General features: G+C 67.1%; 15 protein-coding genes. 11 read left to right on the top strand and 4 right to left on the bottom strand.

Translation table 11 applies throughout. The annotated features are described in order from the left end of the window. Positions 1 to 73 precede the first annotated feature (73 nt). From ACFWF2_RS08560 to ACFWF2_RS08550, 3 genes are all read right to left on the bottom strand, one after another. Positions 74 to 943 carry a L,D-transpeptidase gene (locus tag ACFWF2_RS08560; protein WP_379306021.1) on the bottom strand — a complete coding sequence of 290 codons (870 nt, stop codon included), beginning with the start codon at positions 941 to 943 and terminating at the stop codon, positions 74 to 76. A gap of 292 nt (positions 944 to 1,235) precedes the next feature. Continuing rightward, positions 1,236 to 2,576 carry a cytochrome P450 gene (locus ACFWF2_RS08555; RefSeq protein WP_379306019.1) on the bottom strand — a complete coding sequence of 447 codons (1,341 nt, stop codon included), beginning with the start codon at positions 2,574 to 2,576 and terminating at the stop codon, positions 1,236 to 1,238. Between the two features lie 41 nt (positions 2,577 to 2,617). Next, positions 2,618 to 3,826 carry a serine hydrolase domain-containing protein gene (locus tag ACFWF2_RS08550; RefSeq protein WP_379306133.1) on the bottom strand — a complete coding sequence of 403 codons (1,209 nt, stop codon included), beginning with the start codon at positions 3,824 to 3,826 and terminating at the stop codon, positions 2,618 to 2,620. A 191-nt stretch (positions 3,827 to 4,017) separates the two neighbouring features. Between ACFWF2_RS08550 and ACFWF2_RS08545 the strand changes: the two genes are divergently transcribed. Both ACFWF2_RS08545 and ACFWF2_RS08540 read left to right on the top strand, forming a co-directional pair. After that, positions 4,018 to 4,644 carry a hypothetical protein gene (locus ACFWF2_RS08545; protein ID WP_379306017.1) on the top strand — a complete coding sequence of 209 codons (627 nt, stop codon included), beginning with the start codon at positions 4,018 to 4,020 and terminating at the stop codon, positions 4,642 to 4,644. Positions 4,645 to 4,681: 37 nt separating this feature from the next. Beyond that, the gene (locus tag ACFWF2_RS08540; protein ID WP_379306015.1) at positions 4,682 to 6,130 is read left to right on the top strand and encodes an MFS transporter; all 1,449 of its coding nucleotides are present in this window, start codon (positions 4,682 to 4,684) and stop codon (positions 6,128 to 6,130) included. Positions 6,131 to 6,245: 115 nt separating this feature from the next. Here ACFWF2_RS08540 and ACFWF2_RS08535 read toward each other — a convergent pair whose 3' ends face one another. Further along, positions 6,246 to 6,920: a S1 family peptidase gene (locus tag ACFWF2_RS08535; RefSeq protein ID WP_379306013.1), complete on the bottom strand. Its 675-nt coding sequence runs from the start codon at positions 6,918 to 6,920 to the stop codon at positions 6,246 to 6,248. Between the two features lie 460 nt (positions 6,921 to 7,380). Between ACFWF2_RS08535 and ACFWF2_RS08530 the strand changes: the two genes are divergently transcribed. The 9 genes from ACFWF2_RS08530 (at position 7,381) to ACFWF2_RS08490 (ending at position 16,903) form a co-directional block, all read left to right on the top strand. After that, positions 7,381 to 8,235: an MlaE family ABC transporter permease gene (locus ACFWF2_RS08530; RefSeq protein ID WP_379035543.1), complete on the top strand. Its 855-nt coding sequence runs from the start codon at positions 7,381 to 7,383 to the stop codon at positions 8,233 to 8,235. Positions 8,236 to 8,238: 3 nt separating this feature from the next. Further along, entirely contained in the window at positions 8,239 to 9,105 is an 867-nt protein-coding gene (locus tag ACFWF2_RS08525) for an MlaE family ABC transporter permease (RefSeq protein WP_379306011.1), read from the top strand. 7 nt (positions 9,106 to 9,112) lie between these two features. Beyond that, on the top strand, positions 9,113 to 10,612 hold the full coding sequence (locus ACFWF2_RS08520; RefSeq protein WP_379306009.1) for an MlaD family protein: 1,500 nt from the start codon (positions 9,113 to 9,115) through the stop codon (positions 10,610 to 10,612). Next, positions 10,609 to 11,634: an MCE family protein gene (locus ACFWF2_RS08515; protein WP_379306007.1), complete on the top strand. Its 1,026-nt coding sequence runs from the start codon at positions 10,609 to 10,611 to the stop codon at positions 11,632 to 11,634. The genes ACFWF2_RS08520 and ACFWF2_RS08515 overlap by 4 nt, the downstream gene beginning before the upstream one ends. Then, complete coding sequence (locus tag ACFWF2_RS08510; protein ID WP_379306005.1) at positions 11,631 to 12,626, top strand: MCE family protein; 996 nt, start codon at positions 11,631 to 11,633, stop codon at positions 12,624 to 12,626. The genes ACFWF2_RS08515 and ACFWF2_RS08510 overlap by 4 nt, the downstream gene beginning before the upstream one ends. Continuing rightward, the gene (locus tag ACFWF2_RS08505; RefSeq protein ID WP_379306003.1) at positions 12,623 to 13,732 is read left to right on the top strand and encodes an MCE family protein; all 1,110 of its coding nucleotides are present in this window, start codon (positions 12,623 to 12,625) and stop codon (positions 13,730 to 13,732) included. The genes ACFWF2_RS08510 and ACFWF2_RS08505 overlap by 4 nt, the downstream gene beginning before the upstream one ends. Before the next feature lie 8 nt (positions 13,733 to 13,740). Beyond that, entirely contained in the window at positions 13,741 to 14,832 is a 1,092-nt protein-coding gene (locus ACFWF2_RS08500) for an MCE family protein (RefSeq protein WP_379306001.1), read from the top strand. Next, the gene (locus ACFWF2_RS08495) at positions 14,829 to 16,007 is read left to right on the top strand and encodes an MlaD family protein (protein WP_379305999.1); all 1,179 of its coding nucleotides are present in this window, start codon (positions 14,829 to 14,831) and stop codon (positions 16,005 to 16,007) included. Before ACFWF2_RS08500 ends, ACFWF2_RS08495 begins: the two co-directional genes overlap by 4 nt. A gap of 131 nt (positions 16,008 to 16,138) precedes the next feature. After that, a complete protein-coding gene (locus ACFWF2_RS08490; protein WP_379305997.1) occupies positions 16,139 to 16,903 on the top strand; it encodes a hypothetical protein in 765 nt (254 codons plus the stop codon). Positions 16,904 to 16,940 lie beyond the last annotated feature (37 nt).

Here is a 16,940-nt window from a genome sequence, read left to right as displayed (position 1 = left end):
CAAGGGCGAGTACAGCAAAAAGCCGAACAACACGACCGCCATTGATCGTATTGTTCGGCTTTTGTTCAGTGAATCAGTTCCAGTCGCCCAGTCCGTCACCGGCACTGAGCGTTCCGCCCTTGGTGTTGGTGACGATCACCGCGTCGCCGCGGCGGGAGTTCTCCAGGAACCACCTGGCGTTCTCGGTGCTCACGTTCAGGCAGCCGTGGCTGGCGTTGGAGTAGCCCTGCTGGCCCACCGACCACGGAGCGGCATGCACGAAGATGCCGCTGTTGGAGATGCGGGTCGCGTATTCGACCTCGAGCTTGTAGCCCTCGGGGTCGGTGACCGGCACGCCGTAGGTCGAGGAGTCCATCGTCATCTTCTCGAACCGCTCACCCACGATGTAGGTGCCGTTGGGGGTCTCGTAGCCCGGCTTGCCCAGCGAGGTCGGCATCTCGCGGACGACCTCACCGTTCACCGTCACGGTGATCATCTTGGTGTTGTCGTCGACGCTGGCGATGAACGCGTCGCCGATGCGGAACGCGCTGGTGGTGCCACCGGCCGCGACGGTCACGTCGGTGTTGGCAGGCCAGAAGTCGGTCGGCTTCCAGCGCACCTGCTTGGCGCCGGTCCAGTAGAAGTGGCCGGGGGCGGGCTGGCTCGAGGTGACCTTGATGGCCCGCTCGGCGGCCGCGCGGTCCTCGACCGGGTCCTTGAAGGTGATGATGATCGGCTGCGCGACGCCGACGGTCTCGCCGTCGGCGATATTGATGGTCGGCGGTGCGAACGGCGCCTGGGCGGCGGGCGCGTCCACCGCGGGCTGGCTGGAACCGGAGCCAGGGAGGGTCGGCTCGGCCTGCACGGGGACGGCGATCAGCGCACCGGTCGCCGCGAACGCCGCCGTCAGCAGCAGGCCCCGGCGAAGCCGGCGCGCTTGCCGCGTATTTGCCTCGTAGTGCATGGTTACTCGTCCATTCCAAGATCTTCGTGATCGTCGCGGAGTCCGCGACAGGTCTCCACGGGGTAACGACGCCGGAGACCCTGACCGTCCATTCCTACCCGCCCCAGGTGACAACGTGCCAGCCGCTTCGAGCGGCGATAACAGTCCGGCAACGGTGTGTCCCAGGTCACATAACGCGTTGTTATCCATCGGTCTTCGTCAAACGCCGCGCTCACACCGGCGAGTCGGAAACGGTGATGCCGAGCGGGGTCGAAACACACGCGTGTGAGCCTCAAACGCGGGGTGACCGAAATCACGCCATCCGTGTGAAGTGGATCGCTCGATCGGGTGCGACGGCGATGTTGCGCGGCACGGTCCGTGGGCGCCTGCCCAGGGCAAGACCGGCGTCGAGCGACAACCGGACCTCGGTCAACAGGGTTGCCAGCACGATGCGCAGCTCGTATTCGGCCAGCGTGACGCCGATACAGCGCCGAGGCCCGCCGCCGAACGGCGCGAACTCGAACGGCGAGACCTTGCGGTCGATGAAGCGATCGGGATGGAACAGCCGCGGAGCGGGCCAGCTCGACGGCTGACTGTGCAGCACGCCGACGGCGAGGCCGATCGTCTGCCCGGCGGCCACGTCGACCCCGCGCCACCGCCACGGCTCGGTGAGCATGCGCAGCACTATGGGCACCGGGGGATGCAGGCGCAGGGTCTCCTGGCAGACGGCGCCGAGCAGCGGCAGCGCGGCCTGCTCGGCGGGGTCGTCACCCGCGGTCGCCAGTTCGGCGGTGACCCGCGCCAGCAGGCCCGGCTCGCGATGCAGGTGATAGAGCGCCCAGGTCAGCGTCGTCGCGGCGGTCTCGTGACCCGCGACGAGCAGGGCGCGCAGGTGCTCGCACAGTTCGGTGTCGGTAAGGACGGTGCCGTCGTCGTAGCGGATCGTCAGCAGCAGATCGAGCAGGTCGTCTGTCTCGGAGCCGCCCGCGCGCCGCCGTCGGGTGATCTCGGCCAGGAGCAGCCGGTCCAGCCGCGTCCGGGCCGCGACGAAACGCTGCCACGGGCCGAAACCGCCCATGCGACGGCGTAATACGGGCGCGACCAGCAACGGCGTGGTGAACGTTGCGAGGAAATCGGCGACGGCACCGGCGTATTCGGATTCACCGTCGAACTTCGTGCCGAACACGGCCGCCAGGATGACCCGCAGCGTGATGCTGTGTGCCGCGGCGAGCCCGTCGATCCGGCTGCCGATCTGCCAGGAACCCGCAGGCCCGCCATCGATTTCGCACAGCGTCGCGTCCCTGATCACCGGCGCCAGTGCGCGCACGCGTTGGGCGTGCAGTGCGGGTGCGAGCAGTGCGCGGTCGGTGCGATGGCGCTCACCGGAACTCAGGATCAGCGAGGCCGCGCCGACCATCGGTTCGATCGGATTGGGCAATGGCGGACCGACGAGCGCCACCGGCGCGCGGAACAGCTCACGCGCGCCCTCGGCGGTCCCGGTGAACAGCACGGGCGGGAAGCCGGGGAAACCGACCGCGAACGGATCGCTGTGCCGGGCGCGTCGCCGCAGGTAGCCCTCGAAATCCCAGCCCGCGGCCAGCCCGTGCAGCAGCGACAGGCGTGGCGTCGCCGGTGCCGGGCTCAACGCTGTCATGTCGGGTACTACGGCGCGCGCCGGTGGCCGGTTCGAAACGGCTACTCCTGCTCGGCGCGGACTTTGCGGACCGTGCCCTGGGCGATCGCCGACAGTTTGGCCAGCCGCGCGTCACCGAGCGCGGTGACGGCATTGCCCAGCCGGTTCGTCACGAACGCGATCGACATCCGCAGATCGGGGTCGGCGTACGCGCCGGAACCGCCGATTCCGTAGTGGCCGAACGCCCGTCGCGGCTGCTGCTTGGTCATCAGCACCGGCCGGTGATAGCCGAGGGTGAAGCGCAGCGGCAGGCCGAGGACGTAATCGCGGCTGTCGGTCTGCTGGGTCCGGTTGGCGTTCTCGATCGTCTCCGGTCGCAGGAACGGCACCGGCGGGTCGCCCCCAGGCGTCGAGTTCTCGGCATCGCCGGAGTAGACGACTCCGCCGTTGGCGAGCGCGCCGTACATCCTGGCCAGCGCTCGCGCGGAGAAGACACCGTTCCAGCCTGGCATCACCGCGTCGTGCACGCGCGGGTCGCGGACCAGCTCGTCGAAACTCTCCGGCATTCCGGCCTCGGCCAGTCCGCGCGCGGGCCGCACCCACGACAGCACCGAAGACGCGGTGTTCCAGCGGATTCCCGGCGGCGCCAGGTGCGGAAAGATCTTGGCGATCCGGTGCCGCTGCGCGGCGGGCACTTGGAACCAGAACTCGTCGGTGCCGAGCGGCTCGGCCACTTCGCGCCGCAGCACCTCGGTGAACGGTTCCCCGGTGACCCGCTGCACGATCTCGGCGACCAGCCAGCCGAAGGTGATCGCGTGATAGCCCGAGGTGCGGATCCGGCGCGGATCGGCGGGACTCTCGGCGAGCGCGGTGACCACGGCGCCGTAGTCGAGAATCCCCTCGCGGCCCGGCACCAGCCCGCGCACCCGGTGCAGGCCCGCGCGGTGCGAGAGCACATCGCGCACGGTGATGTCGTGCTTGCCGTGCGCGGCGAACTCCGGCCAGTATCGCGCGACCGGCGCCTCGTAGTCGATGAGCCCACGCTCGGCCAGCCGGTGCACGACCGTCGTCGCGACGCCCTTGCCGGTGGAGAAGGTGAGCGCGATGTTCTCACCGTTCCAGCGCTGATCCTTGGCGGCCCAGCCTGCCCAGACGTCGACGACCGGCCTGCCGTCCAGATAGATCGCCAGCGCGCCGCCGCCGCGGTTGGGCTGCGGGAACAATCCGAAGAAATGGTCGGCCAGCCGGATGAACCGCGGATCGACCAGCATCTGCCGCGGCGCCGCGATCGGCGTACCGCCGGGATGTGTCAGGGGCCCGAAATCTCCCGCCGCTGCTGCCACCATCGGGTTCACCTCCTGATGCAGGTTCGGCCGGGGGGCCGGAATCCCAAGGGTAGCCCAGCGCCCCACCCATCGGGACGGAGTCGACGCCGGTGGCTCCGGTGGTGTATTCACAGAAGGTGTTTGCAGACCTGTCCGTAGGCCGGCTCGTCGGCGCCGTCGCCATCGCGGTGACCGCGTTCGTCTCGACCGGATGCGGTGGCACCATCGACGGCCACGCACAGCCGGCGATCGACGTCGTCCCCGCCACCGGCACCGCGCCAACCACCAAGCCGGGCAAGCCCACGTCGGGTAAACCGACGACGAGCAAACCGTCGCCCACCTCGGGCCGTGGTGGCACCGACTTCCAGGCCAGTGTCGGCGATTGCGTCGCGCTCGGCGGCACCGTGAACGACGCCACCATCACCAAGGCGTCCTGCGGCAGCCGCTCGTCGAACTACAAGGTCATCGGCAAGGCCGAGAACAGCAGCGGGTGTGTCAGCGACCGCGACAACTTCTACGCCGAGACCCTCAACGGCATCGAGACCGGCGCGCTGTGCCTCGACATCGACTGGGTGGTCGGTGGCTGCATGGACGTCGGCGGCGACGAACCCAAGCGCATCGACTGCGGCGAAACCGGTTCCGAGCCGGTCAAGGTCGTCACGATCAAGAACAACACCGACAGCGTCGACGACTGCCCCGACAGCGCCGACTCGGGCTTCAAATACCCCGAGCGCCGCGTCGTGGTCTGCGTGGAGAGTCTGTAGCCCGGCGGAACACCTCGGCGCCAGCTAGTTTGGAGAGGTGGCTCCGACCAGAACGGTTCGGCTCAACTCCGCAACGGGGCGGTGGATCCTGCTGGCCACCATCCTCGGCTCCTCGATGGCGTCGCTGGACGCCACCGTCGTCTCGGTCGCGCTGCCGCGCATCGGCGAATCGCTGCACACCGATGTCGCCGGTCTGCAGTGGACGGTCAACGGCTACACCCTCACCCTCGCCTCGTTCATCCTGCTCGGCGGCTCGCTCGGGGACCGGCTCGGCCGCAGACGCGTCTTCGTCTGGGGGATCGCCGGATTCGCGATCACCTCGCTGCTGTGCGCGGTCTCGATGAACATCGAGATGCTGGTCGTCGCCCGGTTGCTGCAGGGGGTGGCGGGTGCGCTGCTCACGCCGGGCAGCCTCGCGCTGATCTCGGCGTCCATCGACGAGCGCGATCAGGGCAGTGCGATCGGGTTGTGGTCGGGGTTCGGTGGGGTGGCAGGCGCGTTCGGGCCGCTGCTCGGTGGCGGGCTCATCGATCTCGTCGGGTGGCGCGCGATCTTCCTGCTCAATGTGCCGTTGGCGCTGGTCGTGGCGATCGTCGCGCTCCGGTCGGTGCCGGAGAGCCGTGATCCGGACGCGCCGACGCGCATCGATGTGCCCGGCGCGGTGATCGTGGCCGTCGCGCTCGGCGCGCTCACGCTCGGCTTGATCGACGGCTATCCCGCCCTGGTAATCGTCGGCGTCGTTGCGCTGGCCGGTTTCGTCGTCGTCGAGCTGCGCAGCCCGAATCCGCTGGTACCGCCGTCGCTGTTCGCTTCGCGGGTGTTCACCGTGGCGAACCTGGTGACCCTGTTCGTCTACGCCGCGCTCGGCGGGGTCTTCTTCCTGCTGGTGCTGCAGTTGCAGCTGGTCGCCGGGTACTCGCCGATGGCCTCGGGCGCCGCGAGTCTGCCGGTGACGCTGCTGATGCTCGTGCTGTCGGCGCCCGCGGGACGGTGGGCGCAACGGCACGGGCCACGGATTCCGATGACGGCCGGTCCGCTGCTGGCCGCTGCCGGTGTCTTCGCGCTGCAACGCGTCGGGCCCGGCGCCGACTACCTCACCGATGTGCTGCCCGGCGTGCTGGTCTTCGGGCTCGGGCTGTCGGTCCTGGTCGCGCCGCTGACCGGCGCGGTGCTGGCCGCCGTGCCCGTCGCCGACGCGGGCATCGCCTCCGGCGTGAACAACGCCGTCGCCAGGACCGCCCAGCTGCTCGCCGTCGCCGCGCTGCCCGGGCTGGCAGGGTTGTCGGGCGCCTTCGGCGACCCCGTCGCCTTCGCCGCGGGCTTCGACACCGCGATGCGCTGGTGCGCGGTGCTGCTGCTGATCGGCGCGGTCATCGCGGGCGTACTGCTGCGCGTGCCCCGCCGGACGCCCGAGCCCGAGCGGGTCGACTGCCTGCCGCACTGCGCGGGCGCCGACGGACCCGCGCTCGCGCCGAATCGGCATTGACAACCACGTTGGCGGCCCGCCTCGTCCGAGGGCCGAGACGGAACGGCGAAGCCGCAGTCACTGCCCTCGGACGCGAGGCACAAGGGGGCCGCGAACCCGCGGCGCCGGCCGCCGGCTACACCGGGTGGAAGCCTGCTCCGACGCCGCCGCGGGCATTGATGTCGTTCATGATCGAGCTCATGTTCGTGCCGACCTCGGGTCCGAAGCAGGCGACGGCCAGGTAGGCGTTCACCATGCCGACCAGGGTCGAGCCGACGACGACCGGTGCGCCGGAATCGCCTTCGACGACACACATCTGGGTCCAGGTCTCGGTATTGGTCTGGAAGACGTCACCCCAGGTGATACCGCAGGTGTTGCCGGTGGTCCGGCCTTCCTTACAGACGATCGTCGGGAACTGGGCAGGCCCGCCGACACCGGTGATGGTGACGTTGCCGATCCGGTTGACCGGGATGACCCGCCCCGGCGTGAACTCGATGACCGCGTAGTCGAGCTGGTTGTTGCTGTAGGCGAACCGGCCGATCTCTCCGAATCCGCGGTCGGACTCGGCGGCGACGGAGGCGCCCGCGTCGCCGCAGTGGCCCGCGGTCAGGCCGACGAGCCTGCCCGCGCCGTCGTGACCGACGGTGGTGAGGGTGCATTCGAACATGCTGTCGATGACGATCCCGGAGCCGCCACCGAGCACCGGCGGGCCGGATTGTGCCTGCGAAGCGCCAGCGCCGGTGCCGAGCAGTGCGGCACCGAGGGCGACGGCGAAGGCGGCGTTGGCCACCTTGGCGAGTGTGGTGAACATGTCCCTCCAGACGTCGGAAGTCCGCACGATATCAATACATTCTGCCTATCGTGCCTGGAAACTGTCCCGGGCGCGCCATGCCGCCAGCCCCCTCTTTGTCATAGCGGTTATCTATGAAAATAGTGATCAATTGACCAGTTTTGAGTTGTTCCTGTGATCTGTTCACGTATTCGAACGGGGGGTTCGTTATGAATGACAGTTTTCCGCAATATTTATTTGGCGCGACCGCTGGTACTGGGAATCCGCACCGAAAACGCCATCGCGCCTAATCGCGCTGACGCCCACAATTACGGGCGGTATGGTCCGACATGGCAGGACTCATAGCTGTTCCCGACAGTGACCTCTGTCTATGACAGCGCTCACATGTCGGTGGTGTGTTCTGCGCTACTCCGTAGTAAGGTGCGTCAAGCAAACAAGTCGTCGGGGTGTAGATGACCTGGCGTCGAGAGGGGTATTAGCAGTGCAGTCGACCGAGAGTCCGCCCGCCCGTTCACGAGTCAGCGAAGCTGTCGACCGGACCAAGGGCCTTTGGGACGACCATCCGAAGAAGTCCCTCGAAACCTTCGGTCGACAGATCACGATGGGTATCGAAGCGGTCACCGAGCTGATCGTCGCGATCTTCCGCAGGCGCTTCCCCTTCGACGAATTCGTCCGTCAGTGCGCGTTCATGGCAGGCGTCGCCGCCGCGCCGACGCTGCTGGTCGCCATCCCGATCGCCGTGATCGTCTCCATCCAGGTCGGCGCGGTCGCGGGCCAGGTCGGTGCGACCTCGTTCATCGGCGCCGCCAACGGCCTCGGCATCATCCAGCAGGGTGCACCGCTGGTCACCTCGATCATGATCGCCGGTGCGGTCGGCTCGGCGGTCTGCGCCGACCTCGGCTCGCGCACCATCCGTGAAGAGATCGACGCGATGAAGGTCATGGGCGTCGACCCGCTGCGCAGGCTGGTTGCCCCCCGGCTCGGCGCCGCGATGCTCGTCAGCTTCCTGCTGTGCGGTTTCGTCGTCTTCGTCGGCTTCATCACCGGCTACATGTTCAACATCTTCGCCCAGGCGGGTACCCCCGGTTCCTACATGAGCACCTTCGCCTCGTTCGCGGTCACCCGCGACCTCGCGGTGGCCCTGCTCAAGTCGGTGATCTTCGGTCTGCTCGCTTCGATCATCGCCTGTGACTGTGGTCTGAACGCCCGCGGCGGCCCCGGTGGTGTCGCCAACGCGGTGAACTCGGCGGTGGTCAGCTCCATGGTGATGCTGCTCGGTGTCAACGTGGCGATCACGCAGATCTACGCCGCAGTCTTTCCCCCACAGGTGGTCTGAGCCATGTCATCTTCAACATACGTACCCCCGCTGCTGCGGCCGCTACGCCAACTCCAGGCCGCGGGCAGGGCGCCGATCGACCTGCTCGCCCGCCTCGGTCACCAGGTCTTCTTCTTCCTGCGCTCCGTCGGCTCGATTCCGCTGGCGTTCAAGCAGTACCCGAAGGAGATCTGGCGGCTGCTCTCCGACGTCACGTGGGGCAACGGCAACATCGTCGTCGGTGGTGGCACCATCGGCGTCATCCTGATCATCAGCGCCTTCGGCGGCATGACGGTGGCCATCCAGGGCCACACCTCGCTGAACCTGCTCGGCCTCAGCCCGATCACCGGCGCCATCTCGGCCTTCGCCACCACCCGTGAGCTCGGCCCGCTGCTCGCGGCGCTGGCCTTCGCCGCGCAGGCGGGCTGTCGATTCACCGCCCAGCTCGGCGCCATGCGCATCTCCGAGGAGATCGACGCGCTCGACTCGATCGCCATCCGCCCGCTGCCCTACCTGGTCAGCACCAGGATGATGGCGGCGGTCATCGCGATCGTGCCGCTGTACTGCATCGGCCTGGTGATGGCGTACGTGTCCTGCTCGATCACCGTGCAATTGATCGGCGGAACAGCGGCCGGTACGTACTCGCACTACTTCTACCAATTCCTGGTGCCGACCGACGTGCTGTACTCGCTGCTCAAAGCGGTGGTGTTCGTCATGATCACGACGTTCATCCAGTGCTACTACGGCTTCTTCGCCTCGGGTGGTCCCGAAGGCGTCGGCGTCGCGGCCGGCCGCGCGATCAAGATGTGCATCATCCTGGTCGTGTTCGCCGATCTGTTCATGACATTGGCGATCTGGGGCGTCGACCCCGGAATCAGGATCTCGGGGTAGGCGCGCGATGATCATCGATCCCAGTGGGCGCGGTCCCACGATGAAACAGCTCTACATCGCAGGCGCCTGCGGTCTCGCCGTCTTCGCGGTGATTCTCGGTTTCCTGATGGCCAGGTACCAGGGCTATTTCGTGCCCAAGGTCAATGTGGCCGCCAACCTGTCGACGACCGGTGACGGTCTGCCCTCGGACGCCGACGTGAAGTTCCGCGGGGTGCTCGTCGGCGTCGTCAAGGACGTCGAGATCGTCGACAAGGGCGCGGTGCAGAAGGTGAACATCGAGCTCAAGCCCGAGTTCGCCGGCGACATCCCGGCCAACGTCACCGCCCGTGTCGTGCCGAGCAACCTGTTCGCGGTCACCTCGGTCGAGCTGGTCTTCAACGGCGCGTCCAACCAGTACCTGCACGAGGGCTCGCAGATCCCCGAGGACACCAGCCAGGGCACGATCGCGTTGCAGGACACGCTCACCACGGTGCGCGACATCCTCAACGAGGTCGACCCGGTGCAGCTGGGCCGGGTGCTCGGCACCCTCACCCAGGCGCTCGACGGCAGCGGCCGGGTCCCCGGCTCCACCATCCAGCGTCTCGACCACTGGCTGACCACCGTCGCCGACGCGGGCCCGAACCTGGGCGGAATGCTCGACAACTTCGCTGCCTCGGCGCACGCGCTCAACGCGTCGGCGCCGGAACTGCTCGACGTGCTCGGCAGCTCGGTGCAGACCGCGAACACCATCGCGACCAAGCGCGACCAGCTGATCGCGCTGCTCGCCGGTGCCAGCGCCACCACCGACCAGGTCAACGACCTGTTCGCGGCCAACCCCGATGTCGGCAAGGAGGTCACCACCGGCATGAACGCCACCCTGGGGGCCGTCGCCGACGATCCGGCCTCGATCACCAAGACCTTCGATGTGTTCGGTCCCTCGCTGGCCAAGCTGAACACCACCTTCCACGGTGGCCCCTCGGGCAAACAGATGGTGTGGAACGCGGGTCTGACGTTCACCCCGTACCAGCCGAACACCGTCGCGGACTGCCCGCGCTACGGCGACCTGCTCGGACCGAGCTGCTTCACCGCGCCCGCCGAGGTCAGCCTGCCGCCGCTGCCGGAGAGCGTGCGCCCCCGCGCACTCGACTCGGCCGCCGGACTGCCGCCGCTGGTGTCGATCCCGGGTATGCCCGAGATCCCCGGCCTCACCGCGCCGGGCATCGCACCGATGCAGACGGCCAACGGCACCGAGGTGAAGCCGTTCGCCGGCACGCCGCTCGAGGGCCTGGTTCCGTCGATCCAGATTCCGGGTCTGCCCGGTGTGCTCGGTGGCGCGCCTGCCCCGGCGGCCGCGCCCGCCGCGGCGCCGGAGCAGCCGGCGACCACCGGCAAGCCGATCTCCTACCAGGGCGAAGCGGCGATGACTCAACTGCTGGGGCGTAAGCCGACGGCATCCGAATTCCTGCTGCTCGGTCCGATTTTGAAGGGCGGAACCCTGCAAGTGTCCGAAAACGGGGGTGGCGCATGAGCATCCGCAAGCCACTGATCGGGTTCAGTATCTTCGCGCTCGTTTCTCTGCTGGTCATCGTGGTCGTGTGGAACACGCTCGCCCGCACGGTCGACGGAGACACCCGCAAGTACACCGCGATCTTCACCGATGTCCTCGGCCTGCGGCCCGGCGACGATGTCCGCATGGCGGGCGTGCGCGTCGGCAAGGTCGAAAAGATCGAGCTCGACGGTAAGAACGACGCCAAGGTGTCGTTCATCGTGCAGAGCGACCAGACGGTCTTCGACGACACCAAGGCCCTGGTCAGGTACCAGAACCTGATCGGTCAGCGCTACATCGCGCTGACCCCGGGCAAGGCACCGAGCCCGCAGGCGCTCCAGAGCGGTTCGGTCATCCCGATCGACCGCACCGAGCCCTCGTTCGATATCTCCGCGCTGCTCAACGGTTTCCAGCCGCTGTTCCAGGCGCTGGAGCCCGCCGAGGTCAACGCCTTGTCGGAGTCGCTGATCCAGGCGCTGCAGGGTGACGGGGTCTCGCTGTCGTCCTTCATCGTCCAGGCGGCGCAGCTGGCCTCGGATTTCCAGCGTCGGGACGCGATCCTGTCCGACGTGATCACCAACCTGTCCGGTGTGATGGCCGGGTTGGCCAAGCGAGGGGATGAATTGGAGACCCTGGTTACCCAGACCCGGGCGCTGATCGGCGGGCTCTACGAACAGGGACAGTCGCTGCAGGCCTCCACGGCCACCCTGGCCGACGCGACGACCTCGCTGGTCGGCATGGTCGGCAAGATCCAGCCCCAGCTGGCGGCGGCGCAGAACTCGTCCACCGCGGCGCTGACCCTGCTGCTGGCCAACGGCGCCAAGCTCGACCAGGTCGCGATCGACATGCCGTCGATGCTCGCCGACCTCGGCCGGATGACCTCCGAGGGCACCCACGCCAACGCCTACCTGTGTGGCCTCGACGTGTCGCTCTACGGTGTCCTGTTCCCGCGCGGTCTGTTCAGCCAGATCGGTGGCACCTCCCACTCGGAGGTCTGCAGATGAGCAAGCTGAAGAAGACCTTCCTCGGAAACCGCAATTTCTGGCTCGGTGTCATCGGTTCGCTGGCCATCGTGCTGCTGCTGGTCGGTTCCACCGTCTACCAGTTCATCGGGCTCGGCAGGCAGTCGATCGAGGCGGAGTTCGTGCAGGCCGCCGGCATCAAGACCGGTGACAAGGTCGCGGTCTCGGGTGTACAGGTCGGCACGGTGACCGGTGCGCGCATCGAGGGCGATCACGTGGTGGTCACCCTCGACGTGGACAACTCGCTGAAGTTCGGGCCCGACGCGCACGCCGCGATCAAGATGGCCACGCTGCTCGGCGCTCGCTACGTCGACCTGCAGCCGGGTGACGGGTCGGGCCTGAAGGGCAAGACCATCCCGCGCAGCAACACCGACGTGCCCTACGACATCGCCGATGTCGTGCAGGTCGGTACCCCGAAGTTCGAGGAACTCGACACCAAGAAGCTGGCCGCCTCGCTCAACACGATCAACAGCCAGCTCGGTGAATCGCCGGAGCTCGTGGCGCAGGCGCTCGACAGCGTCGGCGCGCTGGCCAAGGTCGTCGACCGGCGCAAGGTCGAGGTCGACAGCCTGCTCAAGGACCTGAACCGGGTCACCCAGCTGCTGGCCGACAACCGCAACAGCATCCTGCTGGTCATCACCCAGGGCGAGGCCATCGCCAACCGGGTCATGGAACGGCAGAACCTGCTGCGTCAGCTGCTCGACAACATCGCCACGCTGACCCGTCAGCTGGAGGAGATCGGCGCCGAGAACGGTGATCAGTTCGGCGGCACCATCGGTCAGCTCAACACGATGGCCGAGGGGCTGCAGAAGAACAAGGACAATCTCGACAAGCTGCTGCAGATCGGTCAGCCCACGGCGCGCTACTTCAACAACGCGCTCGGCAACGGCAACTACGGCGACGTCTCGCTGCCGTGGGTGTTCCCCGACAACTGGCTGTGCTTCGTTCAGGTGATCCAGGGGTGCGCAGGATGAAACTGACTTCCAAGTTCCGTGGCAAGACGCTGGCCCGATCCCTGATGATCGGCGCCACCGCACTGACCCTGGGCAGCTGCTCGCTACTGCCCGGCCAGGTGAACGACGCGCTCGGCATGTCGACCAAGATCACCGCCGACTTCGAGAACATCGCCGGCATGTACGAGGGCAACGAGATCATGGTCCTCGGCCTCGCGGTGGGCAAGGTCGACAAGATCATCCCCAAGGGCACCTACGTCGAGGTCCACATGACCATCGACGCCGGCGTGAAGATCCCGAAGGACGCGATCGCCGCGATCATCTCGCCCTCGATCGTCACCGACCGCCACATCGAGATCAGCCCGCCCTACACCGGCGGCGAGGCGATGGAGTCCGGTCAGCACCTGACCAAGGCCAACACCAGGACCCCGGTCGAGCTGGACACGATGATCAAGACCATCGACCAGTTCTCCGCGGCGCTCAAGCCCGAACCCGGCCAGGAAGGCCTCGGCCCGCTCTCGGGCCGGGTGCTCTACCCGGTCCTCAACGGCAACGGCCAGAAGATCCGCGAAACCCTCGACGCGCTCTCGAGCGCGCTGAAGATCGGTGTCGACAACAAGGACGCCATCTCCAACATCATCATCAAGCTCAACGAGCTGACGACGATGCTGGCCGACAACGATCAGTCGGTGCGCGATTTCAGCAACCGGGTGACCGCCATGTCGGGTCTGCTGGCCGAGCAGGCTCCCGGCCTGCAGGCCACGCTGGACCAGCTCAACCAGTTCCTGGCCAACACCTCGACGACCTTCGGTGAGCACTCCGACGAGCTGTCCACCTCGCTGACCGGCTTGACCAACGTCACCAACCAGTTGCGCGCGAACTCGGGCGCGATGGTCGAGATCGTCGACATCGTCCCGCTGCTCATGCAGAACATCGACGGCGCGATAAACAAGGAGAAGGGCTTCGTCCGCCTGCACGGGTTGATCGGTACCGCCCTCTCGGGCGAGATCGTCAGCGTGTTCTGTGAGCGGATCCAGATGAAGTCCGATGGCTGCCGTTCCGGAAACATGCAGGATTTCGGCCCTGACTACGGCCTGACTGCCGCACTGCTCGGACTGACGAAATGACCCTACGTATGACGATGAAAGCCCGCCGCGCGCTTGTCGCCGCGGCCGCGACGGCCACGGTGGCGATCACCTCCGGCTGCGGTTTCACCGTGGAGGATCTGCCGCTGCCCAAGCCGGGCGCCGAAGGCGATACCTACACGATTCACGCGGTGTTCGACAACGCGCTGAACCTGCCCGACCAGGCCAAGGTGAAGATCGGTGGTTCCGATGTCGGTGTGGTTTCCGACATCTCGACCAAGAACTTCCAGGCCATCGTCGACATGCAGATCAGCACGGACATCCAGCTGCCCAAGGGCAGCACGGCCGAGCTGCGTCAGGCCACGCCCCTCGGTGACGTCTTCATCGCGCTGTCCAAGCCGAAGGACGACACCAGCGGGGGCGCCGCCCTGCAGGACGGTGACACGCTCACCCGCGAGTTCACCTCGGCGGGAGCCACTGTCGAAGAGCTGCTGATCTCGGTGTCGATGCTGTTCAACGGCGGCGGCGTGGCCAGCCTGAGCAGGCTCGGCACCGAACTCGGCTCGATCCTCAACGGGCAGGGCGGCAATCTGGCGCACCTGATCACCGAGATGACCGGTGTCATCGGCGAATTGAACAACAACAGCGCCAGGGTCGACACGGTGCTCACCGAGTTCAACACCCTCGCCAACACCATCGAGAACAACAAGACCCAGCTGGGTCAGGTGGCCGACACCCTGCCGCAGGCCATCGGCGCCATCGCCGAGAACAACAGGGCGATCGGCGATCTGCTCACCAAGGTGGCCACGGCCAGCGCCGCTCTCGGCGACTACTCCAACACCACCGGTGATCAGCTCTCCGAGCTGCTCACCAATCTGGACAACCTGATGAACGCGCTGGCCGCGACGGGTGACGACTTCGGTTACGTCATGGATCAGCTGCACGCGATCCGCCCCGGCGCGAACCAGACGTTCAAGGGCAAGTCGCTCGCGCCGTACGCGACGCTGACCAACCTCGACATCGGGTTGCTGACCGATCCGGCGAACAGCAAGTTCCCGGATCTCAAGGACGTGAACGATTTCGTCGGCACCTTCATCCAGGTGCTGCAGATCGTTCAGGGCCGAGTGGGAGGCCACCGATGAGCAAGGCGAAGAAGTTCTTCGGTAGCAAGATCGTGCTGGCGAACGCGGCCCTGGTGGTCGTGCTGATCGTCGGCGCGACCTACCTGCTGGTCAACGTCATGCGGGTGAACCCGCTGCGGTCCGAGTACGACGTGACGGTCAACCTGGACCGCTCCGGCGGTCTGCAGCCGGGCAACGACGTGACCCTGCGTGGGCACCGGATCGGCAGGGTCAGCACCGTCGAGCTGATCGACCAGGGTCAGGCGATCGCGGTCAGGGCGCAGATCGACACGAGCTACAAGATCCCGGTCGACACCATGATCCAGGTGGCGGCGCTGTCGGCGGCGGGCGAGCAGTACATCGACTTCCGTCCGAAGACCGATGTCGGCCCGTTCCTCGCCGACGGCGCGGTGATCAAGTTCAACCCCGAGCAGATCAAGACGCCGACCCCGGTGTGGGCCGTGCTCGACGACACCAGCGCGCTGATCTCGCAGGTGGACCCGCAGCAGTTCAAGACGATCCTGAACGAGCTCGATATCGCGCTCGGCGGCGGTCCCGATCAGCTGCGTGGTCTCATCAACGGGGTCAGCCTGGTGGTGGCCGGTCTGGACAACCTGCTGCCGCAGACGGTGAACCTGATCGCGAATCTGCGGGTGATCGCCGAGACCACCTCGCACGCCCAGCCCGATCTGCAGACGCTGACCAGCAACTCGGGCACGCTGCTCGCGCAGTTCAACAACGCCAATGCGGAGCTGCAGGGCGTCCTGGACAACGCGCCTGCCCAGTTCGAGGCGCTCGGTGCTGTCCTGGACAAGACGGCCGATCCGATCAGCAGCCTGGCGGCCAACTTCGTGTCCATCACCAGGGCGGCGCAGCTGCGTCAGCCCGCGCTGCGGCTGCTGTTCCCGTCGCTCGCGCTGGGTCTGGATTCGATCTCCGCTCCGGCGCACGACGGCGAGTTCCACACCATCATCGATATCTGGCCGCGTCCGACGTGCTACTACGCGACCGAATACCGGCGCAACGAGGAAGTCCAGGACGGGTCGATCCCGAAGTGGAACTACTGCGTCAACCCGCCCGCAGATCAGCAGATCCGCGGTTCGGCAAACGCGCCGCGACCGAACGTGCCGAACAACGGCGCGCAGATGCCGCCGGGTGTCGATCCGAACGAACGGACACCCATCCCGGCGAACTGAGTGGATGCCCGGCCCGGAGCGCACGCACCGGACCGGGCATACTCGCTTGGAGGAGAGCGTGTGGTCCGGCTCACGGGCCCACGAAGGATATCGGTGCCATTTGTGCGCCGGGAAAGAGCAGGATTGATTCGATGACCAGCGACGACGCCGAGAGCAAGAAGGACGCTGCCGCGGCGGACAAGCCCGATCTGGCGAAGGCCGACGCGACCGTCAAGGGCGCAGCGGCCACTCCCGAGCAGGACGCGGCCACTGTCAAGGCAGAGACCGTGACCGAGGCGGCGGCTCCCGCGCCCGCTTCGACCGGGAAATCGAGCTCCACGGGCTGGATCGCGGCTGGTGTGGCCGGTGTGGTTGCGCTCGGCGCGGCCACCGCGGCTGTGGTGTTCTTCCTGCAGAGCAATGACAAGGCCGACAAGCTCGACGCCATCGCCGAGTCGACGAAGGCGGCCTGCGACTACGGCAACATTCTGGCCAACTACGACTACTCGAAGGACCTCGACGGCTACATCTCCTCGATGAAGGCGGGTGCCACCGGCGACTACCTGAAGGAATTCAGCGACGCCAGCGAGGCACTCAAGGGCGCGATGGTCCAGGCCCAGGTGAAGTCCCGCGGTGAGGACGTGCAGTGCGCCTACATCTCGGGCACCACCGAGGACGTCAAGGCCATGGTCACCATGACCCAGTACCGGACCAACTTCACCCAGACCGAACCGGACCGGATGATGTTCGCCGTCGAGATGACCCTCGAGAAGTCCGACGACGGCAAGTGGCTGGTCAGCAAGCTGGATTCGCCGCTGCTCAAGGGCGGTAGCGGGGCCTCCGGTGGCGCTGCCCCTGGTGGTCAGCCTGCGCCGACGACGCAGGCGCCCGCGCCCGCGCCTGCGCCCGGTAACTGATCTGTCGATGCGAACGCCTCCGGCGGCAGAGCGACTC

This window comes from Nocardia sp. NPDC060259, assembly GCF_042728775.1.
Classification (GTDB): Bacteria; Actinomycetota; Actinomycetes; order Mycobacteriales; family Mycobacteriaceae; genus Nocardia.
The sequence above is the reverse complement of the archived record's forward strand: the minus strand, read 5'-3'. Positions and strand labels throughout refer to the sequence as shown.